Genomic DNA, 19,143 nt, shown 5'->3' with positions numbered 1-19,143 from the left:
ATTGCCGGGCAACAATTACCGCCGCTGGAGGATTTTTCCTATCTCGTAATGTTAAGGGCGCAATGATGGCGCCAGTAGCGGCACTGTTTTTCTCATAAATTGGATGCAAGGGATAGACTGAATAGAAAGGAGTAAAATGGGCAAGGCTATTGTAGAGGAAATCATTCCATCATACGCTTTAGCATGCCAATACTGTCCTCATAGGAGGTTTCTTCATTGATTCCCTGTTTAAGAAAACCATTGATGGGGTCTATCATTTTGATAGCATAATCGATTTTGGGATTGCTACCGGCAGCATACGCACCGATGTTGATCAAATCTTCAGCTTTTCGATAGGTAGCCAGGACCTCTTTGATACGACCGGCATGATGTTTGTGATCCAGATCGGTAACATCTTCCATGACGCGGCTGATGCTTTTGAGTACATCAATGGCCGGATAGTGATTCTGGTTTGCCAGCTCACGGGTTAAGACAATATGACCGTCGAGAATGGATCGAGCAGCATCCGCAATGGGTTCGTTCATGTCATCGCCTTCAACAAGAACCGTGTAAAGGCCGGTAATGGTTCCCCGGTGTGAAGAGGTTCCCGCACGCTCCAACAGCTTGGGGAGCATGGAAAAAACCGATGGTGTGTATCCCTTGGTTGTTGGTGGTTCCCCCAAGCACAAACCGATCTCCCGTTGAGCCATGGCCAGCCGGGTAACCGAATCCATCATCAAATTGACATGGTTTCCCTGGTCTCTGAAGTATTCTGCAATGGCGGTAGCGATAAATCCTCCCCGCAGGCGAACCAGCGGCAGGTGGTCAGAGGTGGCGACAACGACAACCGATTTTTTAAGCCCCTCAGGTCCTAAATCACGCTGAATAAAATCATTGAGTTCCCTGCCCCGCTCCCCGATCAGGGCAATGACGTTCACATCAGCAGATGTTCGTCTGGCAATCATCCCCATCAAAACACTTTTGCCAACGCCGGATCCAGCAAAAATTCCCATCCGCTGTCCACACCCCACAGTAAGCAGGCCATTAATGGCGCGGATACCAATATCCAGTGGTTGGGATATGCGATTGCGCAACAGCGGATTTACCGGATTGGCATAAATGGGATATTCGTCGTCGATTTTAAGCGGGCCTTTACCATCAATCGGACTGCCAAGCCCGTCGATCACCCGTCCCAACAGGGCTTGCCCCACCCCGATATGCGCCTTTTCTTTCCTGGCAATCACTTTACATCCCGGGCCCAAACTACGGATATCCTCAAGCGGCATGAGCAACACCGACTCTTCCTTGAAACCAAGCACCTCAGCGCTAACCGTACCGTCGCCCCCCTCAGTGGCGATATCGCAAACACAACCGATCTGTGAGGCTGGCCCGCTGGCTTCGATGACCATGCCAACAACTTTTTTAACGCGCCCATTGGAACGAATAGGAACAAGCGTATTTACGATATCGTGGTACTTGTCTGCCGAAAAAGTCTGGAACACCGTTTTACCCCATTGATCATTTTAAACGGAAGGTTTAGGGATCTGTTCAATCAACCGTTCTTCGATAATCTTAATCTGTTTGTCGATTCTAGCATCAATGTCACCCAGTTTTGTTTCAATCACACAGCCTCCGCGTTTGACGCCTTCATCCGCCTCGATTCGAAAAATGGTTCCCAAATCGTCAACCGGTAATAGGTCCTGTTCAAGGGCTCTAATCGTATCCATGTCTTTTGGGTTTATTCTGATGACAAGCTGGCGTGTATCATTCACTTTTCCAATGGCTTGTTCAACCACGTGTTGAATCACCGCATGATGCTCTGTTTCATAGCCGACAATCTTTTTGGTGATTGCAAGTGCGAGTCGGACAATTTCCGATTCCATGCATGCAATGTCCTGTTGCCGTATCCGATGCATCTCTTGTATACCCGTCTCAAAGGCGGCGACAGCATTTTTTATTTGCTCTTCTTGGGCCGCTTTCATCTCAGCGCGCCCTTGCGCCACCCCCTTATTGAAGGCCTCTTCAATCAAAGACTGAATCTGCTCCGCATCTTGGGGTGCGCTCTTTTGAGAGGATTGATCATTATGCTCTTCAAATGATCCGCTGGTAAAACGGGCAGGCGTCGAGTTATTCTCGCATGCCGCATTCGCCGTGTTCGGAATCTCAGGGAAATAGTAAAGGGCACAAGCATCGGCCGTGGACAAGCTGTCATTTTTCGGTGAGTTAGCCAACAAATTCCTCCCCTCCTCTTCCGCTTATCACCAACTCGCCCTTACGTTCCATATCCTGAACGATTTTGGTGACTTTTTGTTGAGCATCGGTAACATCCTTGATTCTGATTGCCCCGGAAACTTCCATTTCCTCTTTGAGTATTTCAGCTGCCCTTTCGGACATGTTACGGAATATTTTTTCTTTCACCTCATCCGTAGATGCTTTCAATGCTACCGCTAATTCCTGCGATTCCACAGAGCGTAAAACTTTCTGCAACCCCCTATCATCTACCAAAACAATATCATCGAATACGAACATATTTTGCCTGATCTCTTCCGCTAGATCAGGATCCTCTTCTTCTATTTCTTCAATGATCTGCTCGGCCGTCGTGCCGTCGATCATATTCAAAATTTCAGCTAAGCGCGGCACCCCACCGGCTTTTTGAGTCGTGGAGGTATCCTTGTTGGCAAGAATCTCTTCCAGCACATTGTCTATTTCTTCAAGCATACCTGAGGCAATTTTATCCAGGTTCGCGATGCGGCAGGCCACATCGGACTTGATTTCATCGGGCAAAAGGCCCATCACCTCACTGGCAATATGGGGCGGCAAATGGGCAATAATCAGCGAGATGGTTTGCGGATGCTCATTTTGAATCAGTTGGATAAGCGCGTCTGGTGGAATTGCCTGAATGGCCTTTAATTTCTTTTCTCTGGCTCCTTCCAGTGCATCATCGCCTGACTTATCATCTTCAGCCTTTTCCTTGCTCTCAATCTGCTTGGGAGGAATCGCTTTTTCAAGAAATTCGCGTGCCACGCCTTCAACAAGTGCAGGAGAAATATTTTCCAATTTAGACTGCAGCTTGAACACCAAGTTTCTCTCCGCTTTACTGAGCTGGTTCATAATTGGAGAGACCACATCCCATCCCAGGGCATGCACCAGGATAGCTGCTTTTAATGATCCGATGAGGTTTCTTGGGTCCATAATTCTGTTCTATTTAGGTTTCTTTCAGCCACTCTTTCATGAGTCTAGTGGAACCTGAACGATTCTCGTTGATCAAGTTTTCGATTTGACGTGTATAGCTGTTTTCTTTTTCCGCCTCTGCATACCGGCGTTCCAACTCTTTGATTGTCTGTGGAAGCTGTTCAAGCATCTGAATTTCCTCAATGGGTGTCGATGTCAACCAACGGGTCAGCGGCTTGATAATCATTATAAAGGAAAAGAGAAAGAACAGTGCTGCTGCAGCGTATTTAATCACCCCTTGATGCTCTTTGATTTTCTCCATCCACCCCACCGGTTCAGGCTGAGCCAGCATCTCGGGTTCCATCTCAACCTCGAAGGGAATATTGACAACTTCGATCTTATCTCCCCGATCAGCATCGTAATCAACAGCGCTTTTGACAATATTTTGGAGTTTGGCCATCTCTTCAACCGTTCGTGGAACATATTGCGCCTGTTCACCTTCGGCGCCCTCCTCGGGGGCCTTGTAACTCCCATCTACGATAACAGCGACCGACAGCCGTTGAACACTGCCAATGGGCATGATCTGGCGATTGATCAGCTTGCCCACTTCGTAATTTTTTGTATATTGTTCCTTTTGATTTCTTTTTGCGCCATTCGACCCTGCTGCGCCTGCATTGCCGGGAACGACGTTTGCCTGCAGACCTGGAACCCCTGCAGCGCCTTGGTTGGCTGCATTGGAGACGGAGCTTGATCCTTGTTCGCTGCGAATAACTGTGTTATCCGGCAAATAAAGTTCTTCTGTTTTTTCCTGTTGGGTAAAGTTAAGCAGACATGAAACCCGCACAATGGCCTTATCCTGTCCAAGCACACTTTCCAGCATCGTCTTTACACGATTTTCGAGCAGACGCTCCTTTTTCTCCTGAAAGGCCAACTGGTTGGATGTTACTTGACTGACCGTTGATTTTTCCTTGAACCCAGCGAGCATCTTTCCACTGTCATCGATGATGGTCACATCCTCGGGATTCAATCGGGATACACTGGATGACACCAAGTGGACAATACCCTGAATTTGTGCTTTGCTTAAATACTTGCCTCTTCTAAGCTTCAGGATAACCGATGCCGTTGCGGGTTCTTCTTCCTCGATAAACAGCGATCGGGTCGGCATCACAATGTGCACCCGTGAACTTTGCACTTCCATCAAAGTATTAATGGTTCGGCTCAATTCGCCCTGTAATGCCCGCTGGTAGTTAACGTTTTGTACAAATTCGGTCATGCCTAGCTTGGTTTCATCAAAAACCTCAAATCCAATACCGGTCCCCCTTGGCAATCCCTGAGATGCCAGGTCCAGACGAGTTTCGTAGATCTTATCGTAAGGGATACGAATACCGGTTCCATCCATGGTCAGCTGATAGGGAATTTGGCTCTCTTTTAGCTTAGTTACAATCGCTGCGGCATCCTCTGGAGCCAGATTACTATATAATGGTTGTAAATCGTCGTTTTCCGACCATGTCATCAAGAAGGCAAGTGCGGCAATCGTACTACCGACCAAAATGGCCATGGCGACCAATTTTCCGGTTGAAAGCCCTCTAAAGGCCAGCTTGATTTGTTGGGGCAACGTAGCAAATGAAAAGGCCATCTTGATTCCTCAGGATCTTAAAGCTTGATTCACGGAGTCATTAAATTGACATTTTGCGAATCTCATCATAAGCGGCGATAATTTTGTTTCGAAGCTGAAACACAAGCTCAAATGAGACCTCTGCTTTTTGCATGGATATCATCGTATGATGAATATCTTGATTTTTTCCGGTTACAAAGTCCTCAATGGATTGATCTGCATCAAGCATTTTCTGATTGACTTCATTCAATGACTGCCTGACATAATCACTAAATGGCGTTGCAGATGTTTCATCTGACGTCTGAGGCTTCGTCTCGCCTGATTTTGGCAATATGGACTGTAAATTCGATATTGTCAGATCATTCATGACGTTTCTCCTATTTTCAGGGCGGCCATTGCCATATCCTTTGTAGCGCTAACCGCTGTGGCATTGGCTTCAAAACTGCGACTGGCTGAAATCATATTCACCATTTCCTCTACGATATTTACATTAGGAAGGCGAACATATCCGTTTTCATCAGCATCCGGATGGCCAGGGTCATATTTTTCGATAAAAGGCTTCTCATCTTCGACGATACTGGCCACATTGACGCCTTTAGAAGCAGTATCGATTTGGTCATTCAAGACATCCTCAAAGTCACTGTCTTTAACGGATTCGAAAACGGCATCTTTTCGTTTATATGGCTCCCCGTTTTCTGTTCGCGTTGTATTGACATTCGCCAGATTACTGGAAATTAAATTCATTCGGAGCCGCTGAGCACTCAGTCCACTTGAACTGATATCCAAACTATTCAGAAAGTTCATGTTACTGGGTTCCTCCTGTTAGGGCTTTTTTCAATCCTTTAAACTTCGATGCGATAATTTGCGTCGACGCCTTGTATAACAAGCTGTTTTTAGCAAGTGCCGTCATTTCGGCATCGATATCAACGCCATTTTGATCGCCACGAAATAAAAGTGGATCAGGATTGCCTGAATCAAAATCAACAGAAAAATTATTGGCACTTTTCTGTGCGGCAAGATGTTGATCATCAGTTCGTCGCAGGCGCGATGCTTGATTTTCTTGCGGCTGTGTTTGCAGTGCTTCCTCAACGTTCATTTTAAAGGGTTTATAATTTGGCGTATCTGCGTTGGCGACATTATCTAAAATCACCTCGTGTTTTCGAGCCCGCAAATCCAAAGATCGCGACAGGGTTGCAATCGTACCTTTAAATAAGTTGATCGGTGAATTATCCATAAAATATATTCCTAGGTTACTTTTAGAATCTTGTTATGCAAATTATATTCCATTTTTTCAATTTACTATCTTTCCGAATTTCATATTGCCGCGAACAAGTCGGATTCAACTTCCAAAGCTTTATACGATTTTTGAAATCCCAAATGCTGCTTATTCTGCTGAAATTCCCATTTCTTCACGGTATTCGTTCAGTTTGTTGCGCAACGTCCGGATGCTAATGCCAAGCATTTTCGCTGCGTGTGTCCGATTATCGTTTACACTTTCCAATGTGTTGAAGATCAGGGTCTTCTCCATCTCTCTAACCGTCATGCCCACAGAAAATTGCGGTGTTTCTATAGCGGCGCGAACGGGTTCTTCCATGATCAGATGTTCTTTTAAAAGCACGTCACCACTTCCGATCAACACCCCGCGCTGGATCACATTTTCGAGTTCACGCACATTTCCCGGCCAGGAATGCTTGACCAAGAAATCCATTGTCTCATCTGATATAGATGACATGGATTTTCCATTCTGAGCACTGAAACGCTGTAAAAAATAATCGGCCAGCAAAGGGATGTCGTTTTTTCGTTCACGCAAGGGTGGAATCGTCAAAGGAATGACGTTTAGACGGTAAAACAAATCTTCGCGAAAAATACCATCCTGGACCGCTTTTTTTATGCTTCGGTTGCTGATCGCGACAACTCTGGCATCAATGGAGACGCTTCGATTGCTGCCAAGCCTTACAATTTCGCGTTCCTGAAGTGCACGAAGCAATTTTGCCTGGAGAGGCATTGCCATTTCCGTGATTTCATCCAGCACCACGGTTCCTTTTCCGGCACTCTCGAACTTTCCAATTTTACGACTGATCGCGCCGGTAAAAGCACCTTTCTCATGACCGAACAATTCACTTTCGGCAAGTTGCTCAGGCAACGCTGCACAATTGAGCGCCACATAAGGTTCATTGCTTCGGTTACTATTCTGGTGGATAAATGAAGCAAGCAGTTCTTTGCCGGTTCCGCTCTCCCCAGTGATCAGAATACTGGCCGTACTTGGAGCGACTTTCTTGGCAATATCGAGCATGCTGGTCAGGGCTTTTTCCTGGGTAATAATCTTTTTCGGTAAAAATTGTTGATTAACAATCGATGGTTGCTGTTTGGTGACATCCAATATGGCCTTTTCAAATGTGTTTTCGATTAATTCTCTATCATATGGATCAATGATAAATTCATCCGCCCCCGCTTGCATCGCCAATATTACGTCTTGAGCAGTGCCGGTTGTCGAACCAACCATACAATACCCATCAGGCATTATCTGTTTGGCTTTTTGAACCAACGCCACACCTGACATTTCATCGTTTTGCAAGTCAGAATAAACAATTTGGATTCGTTGGCTTTTTAATAGTTTCAAAGCCTTTTGCGCGCTTGTGCAAGTTTCAAGGCGCAGCTTGTCATTGGTCTGAAGGATGCTTGTTAAATGGTCACACATGGTTGGATTACTTGCAACCAGCAGCACAGTTATAGTGTCCATCTTCTTCCTATTAAGGCCATTTCCGTTACATAGTGCCCATCCAGAAATGCCCAATTTCCCCGATATCGGCGTTGCGCGAAAATTTTTATCCTCGGAAAATCAACCATATGCACCCCAAGGGCACTTCCTCCGGGGCGCCTGTGGCGAAAATTTTCGCGCGCCTTGATCTCGAACAAATTTTCCTATTTCTGGACGGACACTAAATGGTTGACGGTGTTTGACCACCGATTCTGTCCACCAAAGACAACGATCCATTGCACCAAAAGTACTCTGCAATTTAGTTGCCACTGCGCATAGATGAACTCAAGGGCGCCGCAATATCAGCCAACCCATTGTTTATTATTATTTTATCGAAATTCTAATCAGGTATGATGAGGATGGACAAATTTATTTGGTTCCCATCGTGTGTCAACTCGATAAACGCGTGTCACCAAGTTGACGACCGATGATATAGTCAGCGATTTGATTAGATTGGGGGCATTCAGGCACATTTATGCAGATCATAGCGTTTGATTTTTTCCACTAGGGTGGTACGCTTGACATTAAGTAGTTGGGCGGCTTTGTTTTTAACCCACTTGGTTTTCTCCAGCGACTGGTATATCAACCGCTTTTCAAACTCACTGACCGCTGTATTCAAACATAAGCCGTCACTCGTAACTTCAATAGATGATAGATTGTTTTTCGGTGTATTACTTCTCATTTTTTCAGGTAGATCATCCGCTCTGATTTCCCCTTCGCCTTTTATCACGACCAAACGTTCCATCAGGTTGGACAATTCTCTGACATTACCAGGCCAATCATGTTGAAGTAAAATACCAAGCGCTTCTTCAGATATTGAATTTACATTTGTTTTCTTTGCGGTGTTCAAATGGTCGACAAAATGATTAACAAAGTGTGGAATATCAGATCGCCTCTCCCTTAGCGATGGAAGTTTAATCGGTATTACATAAAGTCGGTAAAATAAATCTTCACGAAATTTACCCTTCTGAACCTCTTCTTCTAGGTCCCGATGGGTTGCGGCAATGATTCTCACATCGACGTTTACGGTCTTACACCCGCCAACCGGCTCAAATCTTTGTTCCTCTAACACCTTGAGGATTTTTACCTGCAAATCCTGACTCATATCACCAATTTCATCAAGAAAGATCGTCCCTCCATTGGCTGCTTCGAATTTACCGATCTTATTGGATGTGGCACCGGTAAAGGCCCCTTTGATATGCCCAAAGAGTTCGCTCTCAAGCAGGTTTTCAGGAATCGCACCACAATTGATGGATACGAAAGGTTGATCCTTGCGGTAAGACTGCTTGTGGATTGCATGGGCGATCAACCCTTTTCCGGTTCCGGTTTCACCGTTAATCAAAATGGTACTGTCACTATCCGCCACGCGCTCGACCAGACGAAAAACCGCCTGCATTTTTGAACTTTCGCCAACGATTCCTTCAAAGGCATTTGTAGAAGTTGTCAATTGAACAGATTCCTCCAACATACCTTCGTCATGGTTTATTTCTGAATCTTGCACTTGGCGCCTCCTGGTTCTTTTTGATCTCTTGTTGGTGTCGGGATAATATATCTACATAGCAATTTTTTTGCCGAAACGATATTTCTATGCCGACTTTTATTTTATCACTTTGCCTTTTTCTTGTCCTCATTTCACGAAAGTACCATATATAGATATTTTTATTAGACATAGCTTTACAGGTTGTGCTTCTAAACTCGATAAATAATATAGATCTTTTCTATTCTTTTGTGACAATGGATTACTATTTCTTTTCTATTTTTGGCTTTTATGAAAAAAAAAGTTGCAAATTGCAAATCATTTTAAATCTCACAAAACATATTCTTTCATGGTTATCTGGCCCCAAGCTAAAGTGGATACCAAGAAAATACTAAATCCATCAGGCACTACTCAGCCTATCTTTTCTAAAAAACCCAATTCAAAAAAAGCAAAAAAACCAATAAAAACGGATAATGATCAAAGTTGCAAATTGCAATTTTTTGCAATTTGCAACTCCAACACAGGACGTTAAACTATAATTTTCAATGCCATGCTTGGCTTTTTCCTAAAGTATGAATCGTTGGGAACGATAATAGGGTTGTATCGCGTAAAAAAAACGAAAGGAGGCGCGAAGCAGATTTAAAAAGTAACGCGCATACAAAATACACTTTACGGCAAGAATGCCGAACCAACACCTAGAAAAGGAGAAACACCATGGCAATTACACTTACAGCCGGAATGCGGTCCAACCTTTACGCTCTTCAGAACACCACCAACATGATGGAAACCACCCAGAAACGCTTGGCGAGCGGTAAAAAGGTCAACACAGCGCTGGATGATCCGGTTAACTTTTTCAAATCCAAAGACCACTATGACCGGGCTGAAGATCTAAGCGCAAAAAAAGACGGCATGAATGAAGCCATCAAGGTCATTGAGGCGGCGAATACCGGTATTGAAGGCATCTACGATCTGCTGGATCAGATGAAATCCCTGGCCTCGGCAGCCAAGACATCTTCAAATACCAGTGACCTTGCCAACCAGTTTGATACCGTTCGTTCCCAGATTGCCAAGATGGCCAGAGACTCGGGCTATGGCGGACAGAACCTGCTCAACAGCGACAGTCTGTCCGTTGAATTCAACGAGGACGGCACCAACACCTTGAGCGTCTCCGGTACAACTGCTACCACACAGGGCTCCATCGCCGGTGTATCAGTTCAAGCAGCTAATTTTTCCACTAACACCGATATTGAAGCATCAATCAGCGATATTGACGATGCTGTTACAAACTTGCGGACTGAAGCGCAAAAGCTGGCATCCAACCTTTCGACCATTCAGATTCGTGCCGATTTCACGACTCAGATGGCAAACACTTTGAACACGGGTGCCGACAACTTGACACTGGCTGATATGAATGAAGAAGGGGCCAACATGCTGATGCTGCAGACACGTCAGTCTCTGGGTACCACCTCTTTGTCGATGTCATCTCAGGCGGCCCAGGCAGTACTGCAACTCTTCTAATGAGTTAGGGATTTATTCAATATTAAAAATTTGGGCAAGGCGGATTTCCACCTTGCCCAAATTACCTCTATAAGAATATCATAGTAAATGTATCGCAAAAATTTTCACTAAGGTTATTACCGATATCTTTCATAATGTCCCCCTATACAGTCGATGGAACTTGATATGTAATGGGCCTAAAAATTACATTAAAACCTGGCGAACGGATGATTATTAGTGGCGCGGTCATCACGAACGGCGATTCCAAGGCCAACTTTATTGTTGAAAATCCGGTCCCTATTCTCCGTCAAAAAGATATAATTAGCGCCGACAAGGCCAACTCCCCAGCCCGAAGAATATATTTCGCAATTCAATTAATGTATATCGATGAAGATAATCTACCCAAATACCATAAAAATTATTGGAAACTGGTCAGGGAGTTTTTAAATGCAGCTCCAGGTTCACTAAGTATCATTGATCGTATCAGCAAAGAAATATTAGACAACAACTATTATCAGGCACTTAAAACGTGTAAAAAGCTTATTGCTTATGAAGAGGAGGCAATCGCCCGTGCACTATAACAAAGCCCTCAATGCTTATAAAACGGTTGAGAAAACGACTGTCTCTGGCAGGGAAACTGAAGCCAGGGTTTTAACTGAAGGTGCAAGTAAGCTCAGAAACTGCCAAAAAAAATGGACAGACGTTAACCGACGAGAACTGCTGGATGAAGCCCTCCGCTACAACCAAAGAATTTGGACGATTTTTCAGGCAGAAATCGCCAAAGAGGACAATCCTCTCCCGCATGCCATAAAGCTCGACATCTTCCGTCTGAGTCGCTTTGTTGACAAACGCATTTTCGAAGTTTTGGGTTCTCCAGCCCCTGAAAAACTGGATATTCTGATTAAAATTAATGAAAACATTGCTGCCGGTTTAAGAGGGCAATAACACCTTATATTTTAACGACTTACCATTCTCTTAGATATAGTTACTTTTCCAAAATCGGTATAATTTCACCTTCTATCCTTGCCTTCCTTTACGTGATAGCGACATCAAAACCTTTTTTTTCTTAATCCATTGTTTTCCATCACTGTTGTTGATGATCTGGCCATGGCTGTACTGTGCTCAATGGCCTTACTCCACAATCGAGCCACACAATGGTTCAAATAGGGATCCATGCATCGTGTGATGTTTAAAAAAGGTGGTTCTGCCGGAACTCTGCCGGTACTGATGGCCTGCTTGATTTTTGCATCCAGCTTTGCTGATAGGTGATCCATTTTTCGCCAATCGCAAGCATACCGATATTGATGGTATAGATAGACCAACGCTTTGTCATTTTCAGGATCGAGATCAAGCACCTTTTGAAAGGCCTTGATGGCATCGTCGACGCGCCTCAGCGCTTGATACACAAACCCCAAATTCAGATATGCCGTGGAAAAATTTTCATCCAACGCCAGTGCTTTTTGATAACAAATGATCGCTTCTTCAAAGTTGTACATTTTTTGCGAAACATTCCCAAGATTCATGAGCCCCTTTTTATAGGCAGGATCGATGCCGATGGCCTGTCGAAAACAAGCAGCTGCTTTTTTTAAATTTCCCTGGGCACGATATGCCGTTCCCAGGTTATTGTAAGCCGCAGGCTGGCTCGGATCCACACCAATCGCCTTCAGGTAATATCGAATCGCCCAATCCAATTCGTTGCGTCTTTTGTGGATAAGACCCAGTCCAAGAAGTGATTCAGTGCAACGGGGATTCAATGATAGGGCTCTACGGTAGGCTAAAATAGCGTTTTTATCATTATCGGCACGCTGATATGCGGATGCCAACAGATTATAGTATTGGGAATTCTCAGGATAAACAGCGATGGATCGTTGGATGCGTTGAATCTCTTGCTGAAGATCCTTTTTGGATTGGCCCGGCCTATGGAGCGTAGACTGGTCAACGTCTGTCAGCCGTTCTTTATTCATAATAGCGCCTATTGCTACAAGTATGTCATCTCTTTTTAAGGCAATAACGGCTATTTTTGCTGTCTATCGCCACATCACTCGTTTTTGTATCCAAAAGATTGAATGAATGGCTCTACCCAGGTTAAGGCAGGCGATAGGTGAGTCCGGTAGTGTTTCCATCTGTCGATTGCATCACGATAAATCGGTTTTACTACCTGACTATAACTGGGTGTACTGATTTTGCGGTCTTTGGCAGACTGATGATAATTCAAGACCAGCCCCTGCCACTCAAGCGCCAAAAAATCAAAAAGACTTCTGATTTCATTCTCAAAGTCATCCACTATGTCTTCGTAGCGGATCTGGTATATCTGCATTGGCAGAACACTTTGGTAATGCAGGTAAAGCCCCATCACCTTTGCATAAAATCTGGCACATCCCTCTAATGTCAGGAAATTGAACATCATTTTATTGATTTTGAACTCTTGCATAAAAGCGCTCAAAACGCATCCCAAGGGGTGCCGCAAAGCAACAATAATCTTGGCATCCGGAAAAAATCGATACATAATGCCCAAATATAAAATATTTAAAGGTAATTTATCTACTATTGTTTCAATGGATTCATCATTGTTGATTTTTCTTGTGACTTTATCAAGGTAGCTTTTTCGAAGATATTCTATTTCTGCCTTTGATAATTGATCCAACTGTTTCATTCTCTCGGACGGATTTCGAAATCCATTGAAAACATTTTCAAAAATGGGTTGCTCGTCCAAGGTGACGACCCGCTTGTGGGTATTTAAAATCTGTTCTAACAGTGTGGTACCGGATCGGGGAAATCCCACTAAAAAAACCATATTATGTTTTGCTGTAGCAGGATCGAACCTTTTCCAGCAACGGATACGCGCACTTGAAAAAAAAGCCTGGATCTCATCGATTTCCTTTAGCGTTAAGGCGTTTTTTCTACGGTAGGCAGACATGGCGTGGGACTTGAAGACACACTGATTGGCTGTCGTAAAGGACGAAAAAGCCCGATCATATCGCTCCATTTTGTTGCATACTTTTCCATGAAGGTAGTAAACACGGGCATTGAACGTATCAGACAATTGTTTTTTGGTTAGCGTCCTTAATAGTGCAATCGCATCCTCAAAACGCTGCTGACGATAATAGACTTTGGCAAGGTTTAGCATAGCGAACGAAGAGGAGGGATCAATCTTTAGGGCGGTTTTGGCAGTATCCAGCGCATCCGTCAATTGCGACATACCCTCTTGCAGGGCACAAAGATTGTTGTAGGCATCGACACAATCCGGATCAAGCTTAATAGCCATACGATAAGCATTGACAGCGTTGTCGACCTGCCCTTTGTCATCAAAAGTGATACCCAAATTATTGTAGATATGGGCACAGTCGGGTTTCAATTGTATCGCACGATGATAATGATCGATGGCCTTATCAAACTCACCTTTTTTTTGATAAGCGTTGGCCAGGTTGAAAAAGGCGTCCGCCATCGCCGGATCGATTTCCACAGCCTTTTTGAAGCATGCAATGGACCGTTCGTATTTCCCCAATGCATTGAACGTATTGCCCAGATTATTGTAAAAAGCGGCTTGGCTGGAATCCTCTTTTATGGCACGTGAAATGAGATCCACTGACGCATGATAGCGTTCCTGCTGGAAAGCAAGTACGCCCTTCAAATGCAATGCATCCGGATTATTTAAATCCCATCGCAGTACTTTGTCATATAAATTATCTGCTGTTTCAAGCTGGCCCTTTTGATGACGAGCCATGGCCTCTTGTAAAGACTTTTTCAGCCTCTTATTTTTGTCTGGTAACGCTTTTTCTTCCATAGTGTGTAAGAAAGCAATTCCTATACCATATTATGCGTATTGGGAGCGTTGTCATGAATATAAATGTGACGCGGTTTTTTAGCTGCCAAACAAATTTCCCAAGCCATCTCAAAGCCATTTTCCAGATTGCGGACAAACCGTTTGGTGTCGAAAAGAGGATAGGATGATGTATTTTTAGACAGAACATTTTTCAAATCAGCCAATTGCAGAGGATGCTGAGCCAAATGAATTGCCTTTTGCGTATATTCCATCTCATCATTACAAATCAATGTCTCCAAACCGATCGCCCTTAATAGGCTCGATGATACACGGGAGGCAAAATGCTGACCCTCTTTCGTAATCACCGGCACGCCGGCGATCAGTGCATCCACCGTGGATGTGTGCCCGTTATACAGCCAGGAATCGAGGACGAGATCGGCGAGCCTCATTCTTGATAAATGATCGCTTTTGTTTGTTTTTTTTGCGAAAACAAGCCTTGAGGGATCGATTCCACGGTGTCTTGCCTCGCGCTTTAAATGGGTCACAGCAAGATCATTATCATGCAAAAGCCAAAGCACACTATTATCGACCTGGTTCAAAATGGTGACCCAGCTATCAAATAAACAAGGGTCGATTTTATATGCTTGGTTGAATGAGCAAAAAATAATGCAATCTTGGGGCAATCCCTCTTCTGCCCTTTCTTTCTCATTTGCAATCGCTAATCCGGTATCGGTAACCATAAACGTATGAGGCATGACGATTACTTTTTCACTGAAGTCAGCTAAATGCGCCTTTGGCGTTACCGTTTCATCTCCGATAATATAATCTATAAAATCAGCCCCAGAAGTGCTGTTGTAATTCATATATGCAATCTGGATTGGAGCCGGTTTAAAAGCACAGATTTCCATACGATTGTTTCTTGAAAATCCTTTTAGATCTATTAGAACATCCACTTTATGTGCATTTATCAAATCTGCAGTTGCTGAAAGTCCCAAGCCCGTAATATCGATGAAGCAGTCACACGCTTTTTCAATCGATTTTCGAAAATAGCTACCATCATTTTCGCCCCAAGAATAACAGTTCAATTTAAAACGTTTTTTGTTGAAATAACCAAACATTCCGGCCATAAGATGGCCCGTGGCCGCATTTTTAAATCGATTTGAAAGAAAACCAATGGTGAGCGTTTCTTTTGGCCGAACGTCATAATGGTAATGTCGACGTCCCATTCGTTCGCTGCGTACCTTTATTTCGCGGCTCCAACGGGATGCAATTTTCAGATGTCGTTGGCGGTCCTCGGAACGTGTAATCGATAAAAAGGGGGATTCATCTGGCAGGTTATCGGCACTTAATGCTTCATTAGTATATTGATCAACTCTGCCTTCAACAGCCGATAGTTCATCCCAACAGCAAGCCGCTCGAAGTTGTTCAAACAGATATAAATAGCCTTTCGATTCACATGGGGCTCTCTCAATGGCGGATCGAGTGCATTCGATGGCAAGCTCTAGCTTGCCTTGATGATAGTTGATTATGCCAGCATTCAGATAAGCGTTCGCGTTTGCTGGATTCAATCGTATCGCCCGCTCGAAAGCCTCAAGCGCCTCGACGGGATACCCGCTTTTATTTAGGCTTATTCCCAAATTATTGTGTACCTCGATAAAATCGGGTTTAATCTGAAGTGCTTGTTTATATGCATGGCTTGCCTTCTGATACAATCCCAGTTCACCTAAAACATTTCCTTGGTTATAGTATGCCTCGGCATACTCAGAATTGGCCTTGATCGCCGCCTGAAAAGCATTAATCGCCGATGGCAAGTTGCCCGTTTCCTTAAGGGCAATACCCAAATTATTGTAGGCCGCTGCAAACAAGGGGTCGACCATTACGGCTTTTCTAAGGCATCGGATGGCTGCCTGCATGTTCCCCATCGCCTTATATGTCAGGCCTAAATTGTTCAAGCACTCTTTAAATGCAAATTTTTTATCCAAGCAAACACGATAATACCTTGCCGCTGTTTCAAATTTTCTCAGTTTCTGATTCAGCGCTCCGGCTTCATATGTGGCAATTAAATCATCGGGATTAAGCGTTAACGCCTTTTGATAAGACCATAGTGCTTTTTCCGTTTTCCCCATTTTTTTCAGAATACTGCCCATGGAGCGATGAAAATCAGAAAAAGTGGAATCTTCCCGAATTGCCGCATCAACCATTAAAAATGCTTTTTCTAATTTCCCTCTTTTCAATGCACAAAGACCAATTAAATGATACGCATCTGCATTATGTTTATCGTGCGAAAGAACTGTTTCGCAGCAATGCGCCGTCATGCGGTAATCTCCGACAACATAAGCGTCTAAGGCTTGTCTAAGCCAACGATTAACGCTTGATTGTCGCATGATCCATTGGGGCGGCATATTGATCTTCACTATATCGCCTTATTTTCTTTCCGTAACACGAATCTGTCTTGGTTCGTCACCGGAATTATATATTTCACACATTTCTATAAATGCAGATTCAAGATTATGAACAAATCGCTGTGTATTAAAAAGAGGCATGGTCAATCGACTCCGCCGCAAATATAGCCGGATGTCATTCAATCGATTGGGATCTCTTGCCAAACTTACGGATAGATCTTCATAGTCTTTAATTGTATGGGTTATCAACTCCGGCAGTTGCGCCGCCATCAAAATACTCGATGACATTCGTGATGCAAAATGGTCCCCTTGTAAGGTCACCAGTGGCACGCCGGCCCAAAGGGCGTCGCTAGTGGTAATGGCGCCATTGACAATGCGTGTATCTAATGCAAGGTCGGCAAGTTGCAAACGCTGAAGATGGGCTTCTCTTTGTATTTTTTCGGCAAAAATAAGCCGATCACTATCCACACCGTTAGAAATGGCAAATTGTCTTAAATTCTTCTCAGCCTCCACGTTGCCGCCCAGCAACCATAGTACGCTGCCTTTAACCTGATCCAAAATCCGCAACCAAGTGCGAAACATTATGGGTTCATATTTATAACGTGAACAAAATGAACAGAAAACAACCCCCTCTTCCGGCAATCCAGCATCACGTCGGGTAACCCCGCCATCTGGTATCGGCTGGGTGTTATCGTTGATTTGATAACAATCCGGCATGTAAACCAGCGCTTCACTATAAAACGGTGAATGCGCCTTAGGAGCCACAACTTCATCCGTGATCAAGTAATCGAAAAAATCAGCACCGGTGGTTCCCGCCAGCCCCAGCCACCTCGCTTGAATGGGCGCGGGTCGCATGGCCGGTATGCTGAGTCGATTCGCCGTCATGTAACCAACTAAATCAATAAGGATATCCACCCTGTGATCATGGATCTGCCGGGCCGCCTCAAAGTGACTCATTTCACGAATATCAATGAATCCATCGCAGCTTGTTTTTATTTTTTCCCGGTACCTGCTTTTATCATCTTTACCATAAGAGTAACAAAAAACGTGAAATTGGCTTCGATCATGGTATTGAAACATCCCTTGAACGAGGTGCGCCGTTGGATGGTTTTTGAAATTATTAGACAGATAGCCAAGAGTTATTTTTGGGGTCTTTTTATTCAAGGGAAGATCCGGTTTGTTACTTTGTGGGCCAAACGCTGGGACACCCCTTACTTGCTTGGAGACTTCCCTGCTCCAGGCCCTGGCAACACGATAATTTAAAAGCGGTTGAGCATGACGAATGAGGTTAAGAAAAGGCATTTCATCCGGCTTCTCGCCCTCTTCCAGTGCACACTTTGTCAATTCGTCCAGTCTCTCATTGAATGGATCGAGTTGATTCCAGGCACAAACATGCTGCAGTTGATGCACAAGGTGGCTGTAAGCTTTGGCGCAGTATGGATCTATATCAAGCGCCTTTAAATAGTTTTGTATCGCTTCTTGTGCTCGTCCAGAATCCTCCAGTGCGATTCCGAGATTCACATGGGAATCAATTGATTGAGAGTTGCGGTCAATGGCATCGCGATACATGGTGACGGCATCATTCAACCGGCCTTCATCCTTTAAAATATTACCCATATTGTGGTAGGCTTCAGAATCTTCTGGCCTAAGTTGCATGGCTTTCCGATAACAGCGTGCCGCATCGTTCAACCGCCCCATTTCCCTGAACACGATCCCCATGTTGTTATATGCCTGGCCATACATGGGATTGAGTGCCAAGGCAGATTGATAATTATCCAGTGCTTTTCCCGCTTCACCCAGATCATGCAAGGCATTACCCAGGTTACTGTAGGCTTCAGGATTATTCTTCTCACTTTCGATTGATTTTTGAAAACAGGCAATGGCTTTGTCTGGTCTTTTTTTTGCCGTCAGTGCATTGCCTAAATTATTCCAAGCCACCGCGCTATCAGGATTGAGCGACAGGACTTTCTCACAGTACAAAATTGCTTCATCGGCTCGGCTGGCTTTATTGCAGGCCGCAGCCAAATTGGAAAGGGCGTCCAGATAATCAGGCTTGATTGTGATGGCCTTTTCAAACCATGCAATGGCATCGCGCAGTTCACCCATAATCAGCAATAAACTGCCTAAATTATAGGCGGCTTCAGCATAATCCGGCTGCAATTTTAACGCTTTTTGGTAGCAGGCAATCGCTTCTTTTAACGCCCCGGTTTCTTTGAATACGGCACCAAGATTGTTATGGTAAAATGAACAGCTACCATTATTCTGGATCGCTTTTTTTATTAATCGAATCGCTCGTTGATGCTTGCCGCGCTGGTGCTCGATAAGCCCCAACAAATGCAACGCATCGGCATGATGGGAATGCTCTTCCAAAATTCTATGATAGTGCCTTTCAGCTTGATCATAATTCCCGGCCTGGTGATGGGCCACACCTGATTTTAATTCAACGCCAATATCAATAGCAGGCCTTTTTAATTCATCCAT

General features: G+C 44.3%; 16 protein-coding genes. 3 read left to right on the top strand and 13 right to left on the bottom strand.

The features are described from left to right. Nucleotides 1-161: 161 nt before the first annotated feature. The 9 genes from fliI to Dvar_RS19840 form a co-directional block, all read right to left on the bottom strand. Complete coding sequence (gene fliI, locus Dvar_RS19880) at nt 162-1,481, bottom strand: flagellar protein export ATPase FliI (protein WP_419663704.1); 1,320 nt, start codon at nt 1,479-1,481, stop codon at nt 162-164. 21 nt (nt 1,482-1,502) lie between these two features. Further along, the gene (locus tag Dvar_RS19875) at nt 1,503-2,210 is read right to left on the bottom strand and encodes a FliH/SctL family protein (RefSeq protein WP_419663703.1); all 708 of its coding nucleotides are present in this window, start codon (nt 2,208-2,210) and stop codon (nt 1,503-1,505) included. After that, nucleotides 2,203-3,171: a flagellar motor switch protein FliG gene (gene fliG / locus Dvar_RS19870; RefSeq protein WP_419663702.1), complete on the bottom strand. Its 969-nt coding sequence runs from the start codon at nt 3,169-3,171 to the stop codon at nt 2,203-2,205. The genes Dvar_RS19875 and fliG overlap by 8 nt, the downstream gene beginning before the upstream one ends. 13 nt (nt 3,172-3,184) lie before the next feature. Then, a complete protein-coding gene (gene fliF / locus Dvar_RS19865; RefSeq protein ID WP_419663701.1) occupies nt 3,185-4,786 on the bottom strand; it encodes a flagellar basal-body MS-ring/collar protein FliF in 1,602 nt (533 codons plus the stop codon). Between the two features lie 40 nt (nt 4,787-4,826). Then, complete coding sequence (fliE, locus tag Dvar_RS19860; RefSeq protein ID WP_419663700.1) at nt 4,827-5,132, bottom strand: flagellar hook-basal body complex protein FliE; 306 nt, start codon at nt 5,130-5,132, stop codon at nt 4,827-4,829. Beyond that, on the bottom strand, nt 5,129-5,569 hold the full coding sequence (flgC, locus tag Dvar_RS19855) for a flagellar basal body rod protein FlgC (protein ID WP_419663699.1): 441 nt from the start codon (nt 5,567-5,569) through the stop codon (nt 5,129-5,131). Before flgC ends, fliE begins: the two co-directional genes overlap by 4 nt. A gap of 1 nt (nt 5,570) precedes the next feature. Further along, the gene (flgB, locus tag Dvar_RS19850; protein WP_419663698.1) at nt 5,571-5,999 is read right to left on the bottom strand and encodes a flagellar basal body rod protein FlgB; all 429 of its coding nucleotides are present in this window, start codon (nt 5,997-5,999) and stop codon (nt 5,571-5,573) included. A gap of 150 nt (nt 6,000-6,149) precedes the next feature. Then, nucleotides 6,150-7,505 carry a sigma-54-dependent transcriptional regulator gene (locus Dvar_RS19845; RefSeq protein WP_419663697.1) on the bottom strand — a complete coding sequence of 452 codons (1,356 nt, stop codon included), beginning with the start codon at nt 7,503-7,505 and terminating at the stop codon, nt 6,150-6,152. Between the two features lie 481 nt (nt 7,506-7,986). Next, nucleotides 7,987-9,024, bottom strand: a complete 1,038-nt coding sequence (locus Dvar_RS19840) for a sigma-54 interaction domain-containing protein (protein WP_419663696.1) — start codon at nt 9,022-9,024, stop codon at nt 7,987-7,989. A gap of 690 nt (nt 9,025-9,714) precedes the next feature. On the opposite strand from Dvar_RS19840, the gene Dvar_RS19835 reads away from it, so the two are divergent. The 3 genes from Dvar_RS19835 (at nt 9,715) to flaF (ending at nt 11,442) form a co-directional block, all read left to right on the top strand. Further along, entirely contained in the window at nt 9,715-10,518 is an 804-nt protein-coding gene (locus tag Dvar_RS19835) for a flagellin (protein WP_419663694.1), read from the top strand. Nucleotides 10,519-10,688: 170 nt separating this feature from the next. Next, nucleotides 10,689-11,078, top strand: coding sequence for a flagellar biosynthesis repressor FlbT (locus Dvar_RS19830; RefSeq protein WP_419663692.1), 390 nt, complete (start codon nt 10,689-10,691; stop codon nt 11,076-11,078). Beyond that, nucleotides 11,068-11,442 carry a flagellar biosynthesis regulator FlaF gene (flaF, locus tag Dvar_RS19825; RefSeq protein ID WP_419663690.1) on the top strand — a complete coding sequence of 125 codons (375 nt, stop codon included), beginning with the start codon at nt 11,068-11,070 and terminating at the stop codon, nt 11,440-11,442. The genes Dvar_RS19830 and flaF overlap by 11 nt, the downstream gene beginning before the upstream one ends. Nucleotides 11,443-11,546: 104 nt before the next feature. Here the strand turns inward: flaF and Dvar_RS19820 are convergent, their stop codons facing one another. The 4 genes from Dvar_RS19820 to Dvar_RS19805 all read right to left on the bottom strand — a co-directional run bounded on the left by Dvar_RS19820 (nt 11,547) and on the right by Dvar_RS19805 (nt 19,143). Beyond that, nucleotides 11,547-12,461 carry a tetratricopeptide repeat protein gene (locus tag Dvar_RS19820; protein ID WP_419663688.1) on the bottom strand — a complete coding sequence of 305 codons (915 nt, stop codon included), beginning with the start codon at nt 12,459-12,461 and terminating at the stop codon, nt 11,547-11,549. 74 nt (nt 12,462-12,535) lie between these two features. Continuing rightward, entirely contained in the window at nt 12,536-14,281 is a 1,746-nt protein-coding gene (locus Dvar_RS19815; protein ID WP_419663686.1) for a tetratricopeptide repeat-containing sulfotransferase family protein, read from the bottom strand. 20 nt (nt 14,282-14,301) lie between these two features. After that, nucleotides 14,302-16,674 carry a tetratricopeptide repeat protein gene (locus Dvar_RS19810; protein ID WP_419663684.1) on the bottom strand — a complete coding sequence of 791 codons (2,373 nt, stop codon included), beginning with the start codon at nt 16,672-16,674 and terminating at the stop codon, nt 14,302-14,304. A 9-nt stretch (nt 16,675-16,683) separates the two neighbouring features. Further along, on the bottom strand, nt 16,684-19,143 hold the full coding sequence (locus Dvar_RS19805) for a tetratricopeptide repeat protein (protein WP_419663682.1): 2,460 nt from the start codon (nt 19,141-19,143) through the stop codon (nt 16,684-16,686).

The organism is Desulfosarcina variabilis str. Montpellier (genome assembly GCF_048565275.1).
GTDB lineage: Bacteria > Desulfobacterota > Desulfobacteria > Desulfobacterales > Desulfosarcinaceae > Desulfosarcina > Desulfosarcina variabilis.
Note: the sequence above shows the minus strand (reverse complement) of the source record. Positions and strands in the feature narration are given on the sequence as shown.

Coding starts and splice junctions, on each gene's coding strand:
- flgC (WP_419663699.1), bottom strand. CDS start 5,569: ATGAACTTTCTGAATAGTTTGGATATCAGTTCAAGTGGACTGAGTGCT.
- fliF (WP_419663701.1), bottom strand. CDS start 4,786: ATGGCCTTTTCATTTGCTACGTTGCCCCAACAAATCAAGCTGGCCTTT.
- fliE (WP_419663700.1), bottom strand. CDS start 5,132: ATGAATGATCTGACAATATCGAATTTACAGTCCATATTGCCAAAATCA.
- fliG (WP_419663702.1), bottom strand. CDS start 3,171: ATGGACCCAAGAAACCTCATCGGATCATTAAAAGCAGCTATCCTGGTG.
- Dvar_RS19820 (WP_419663688.1), bottom strand. CDS start 12,461: ATGAATAAAGAACGGCTGACAGACGTTGACCAGTCTACGCTCCATAGG.
- Dvar_RS19845 (WP_419663697.1), bottom strand. CDS start 7,505: ATGGACACTATAACTGTGCTGCTGGTTGCAAGTAATCCAACCATGTGT.
- flgB (WP_419663698.1), bottom strand. CDS start 5,999: ATGGATAATTCACCGATCAACTTATTTAAAGGTACGATTGCAACCCTG.
- Dvar_RS19835 (WP_419663694.1), top strand. CDS start 9,715: ATGGCAATTACACTTACAGCCGGAATGCGGTCCAACCTTTACGCTCTT.
- Dvar_RS19805 (WP_419663682.1), bottom strand. CDS start 19,143: ATGGATGAATTAAAAAGGCCTGCTATTGATATTGGCGTTGAATTAAAA.
- Dvar_RS19830 (WP_419663692.1), top strand. CDS start 10,689: ATGGGCCTAAAAATTACATTAAAACCTGGCGAACGGATGATTATTAGT.
- Dvar_RS19815 (WP_419663686.1), bottom strand. CDS start 14,281: ATGGAAGAAAAAGCGTTACCAGACAAAAATAAGAGGCTGAAAAAGTCT.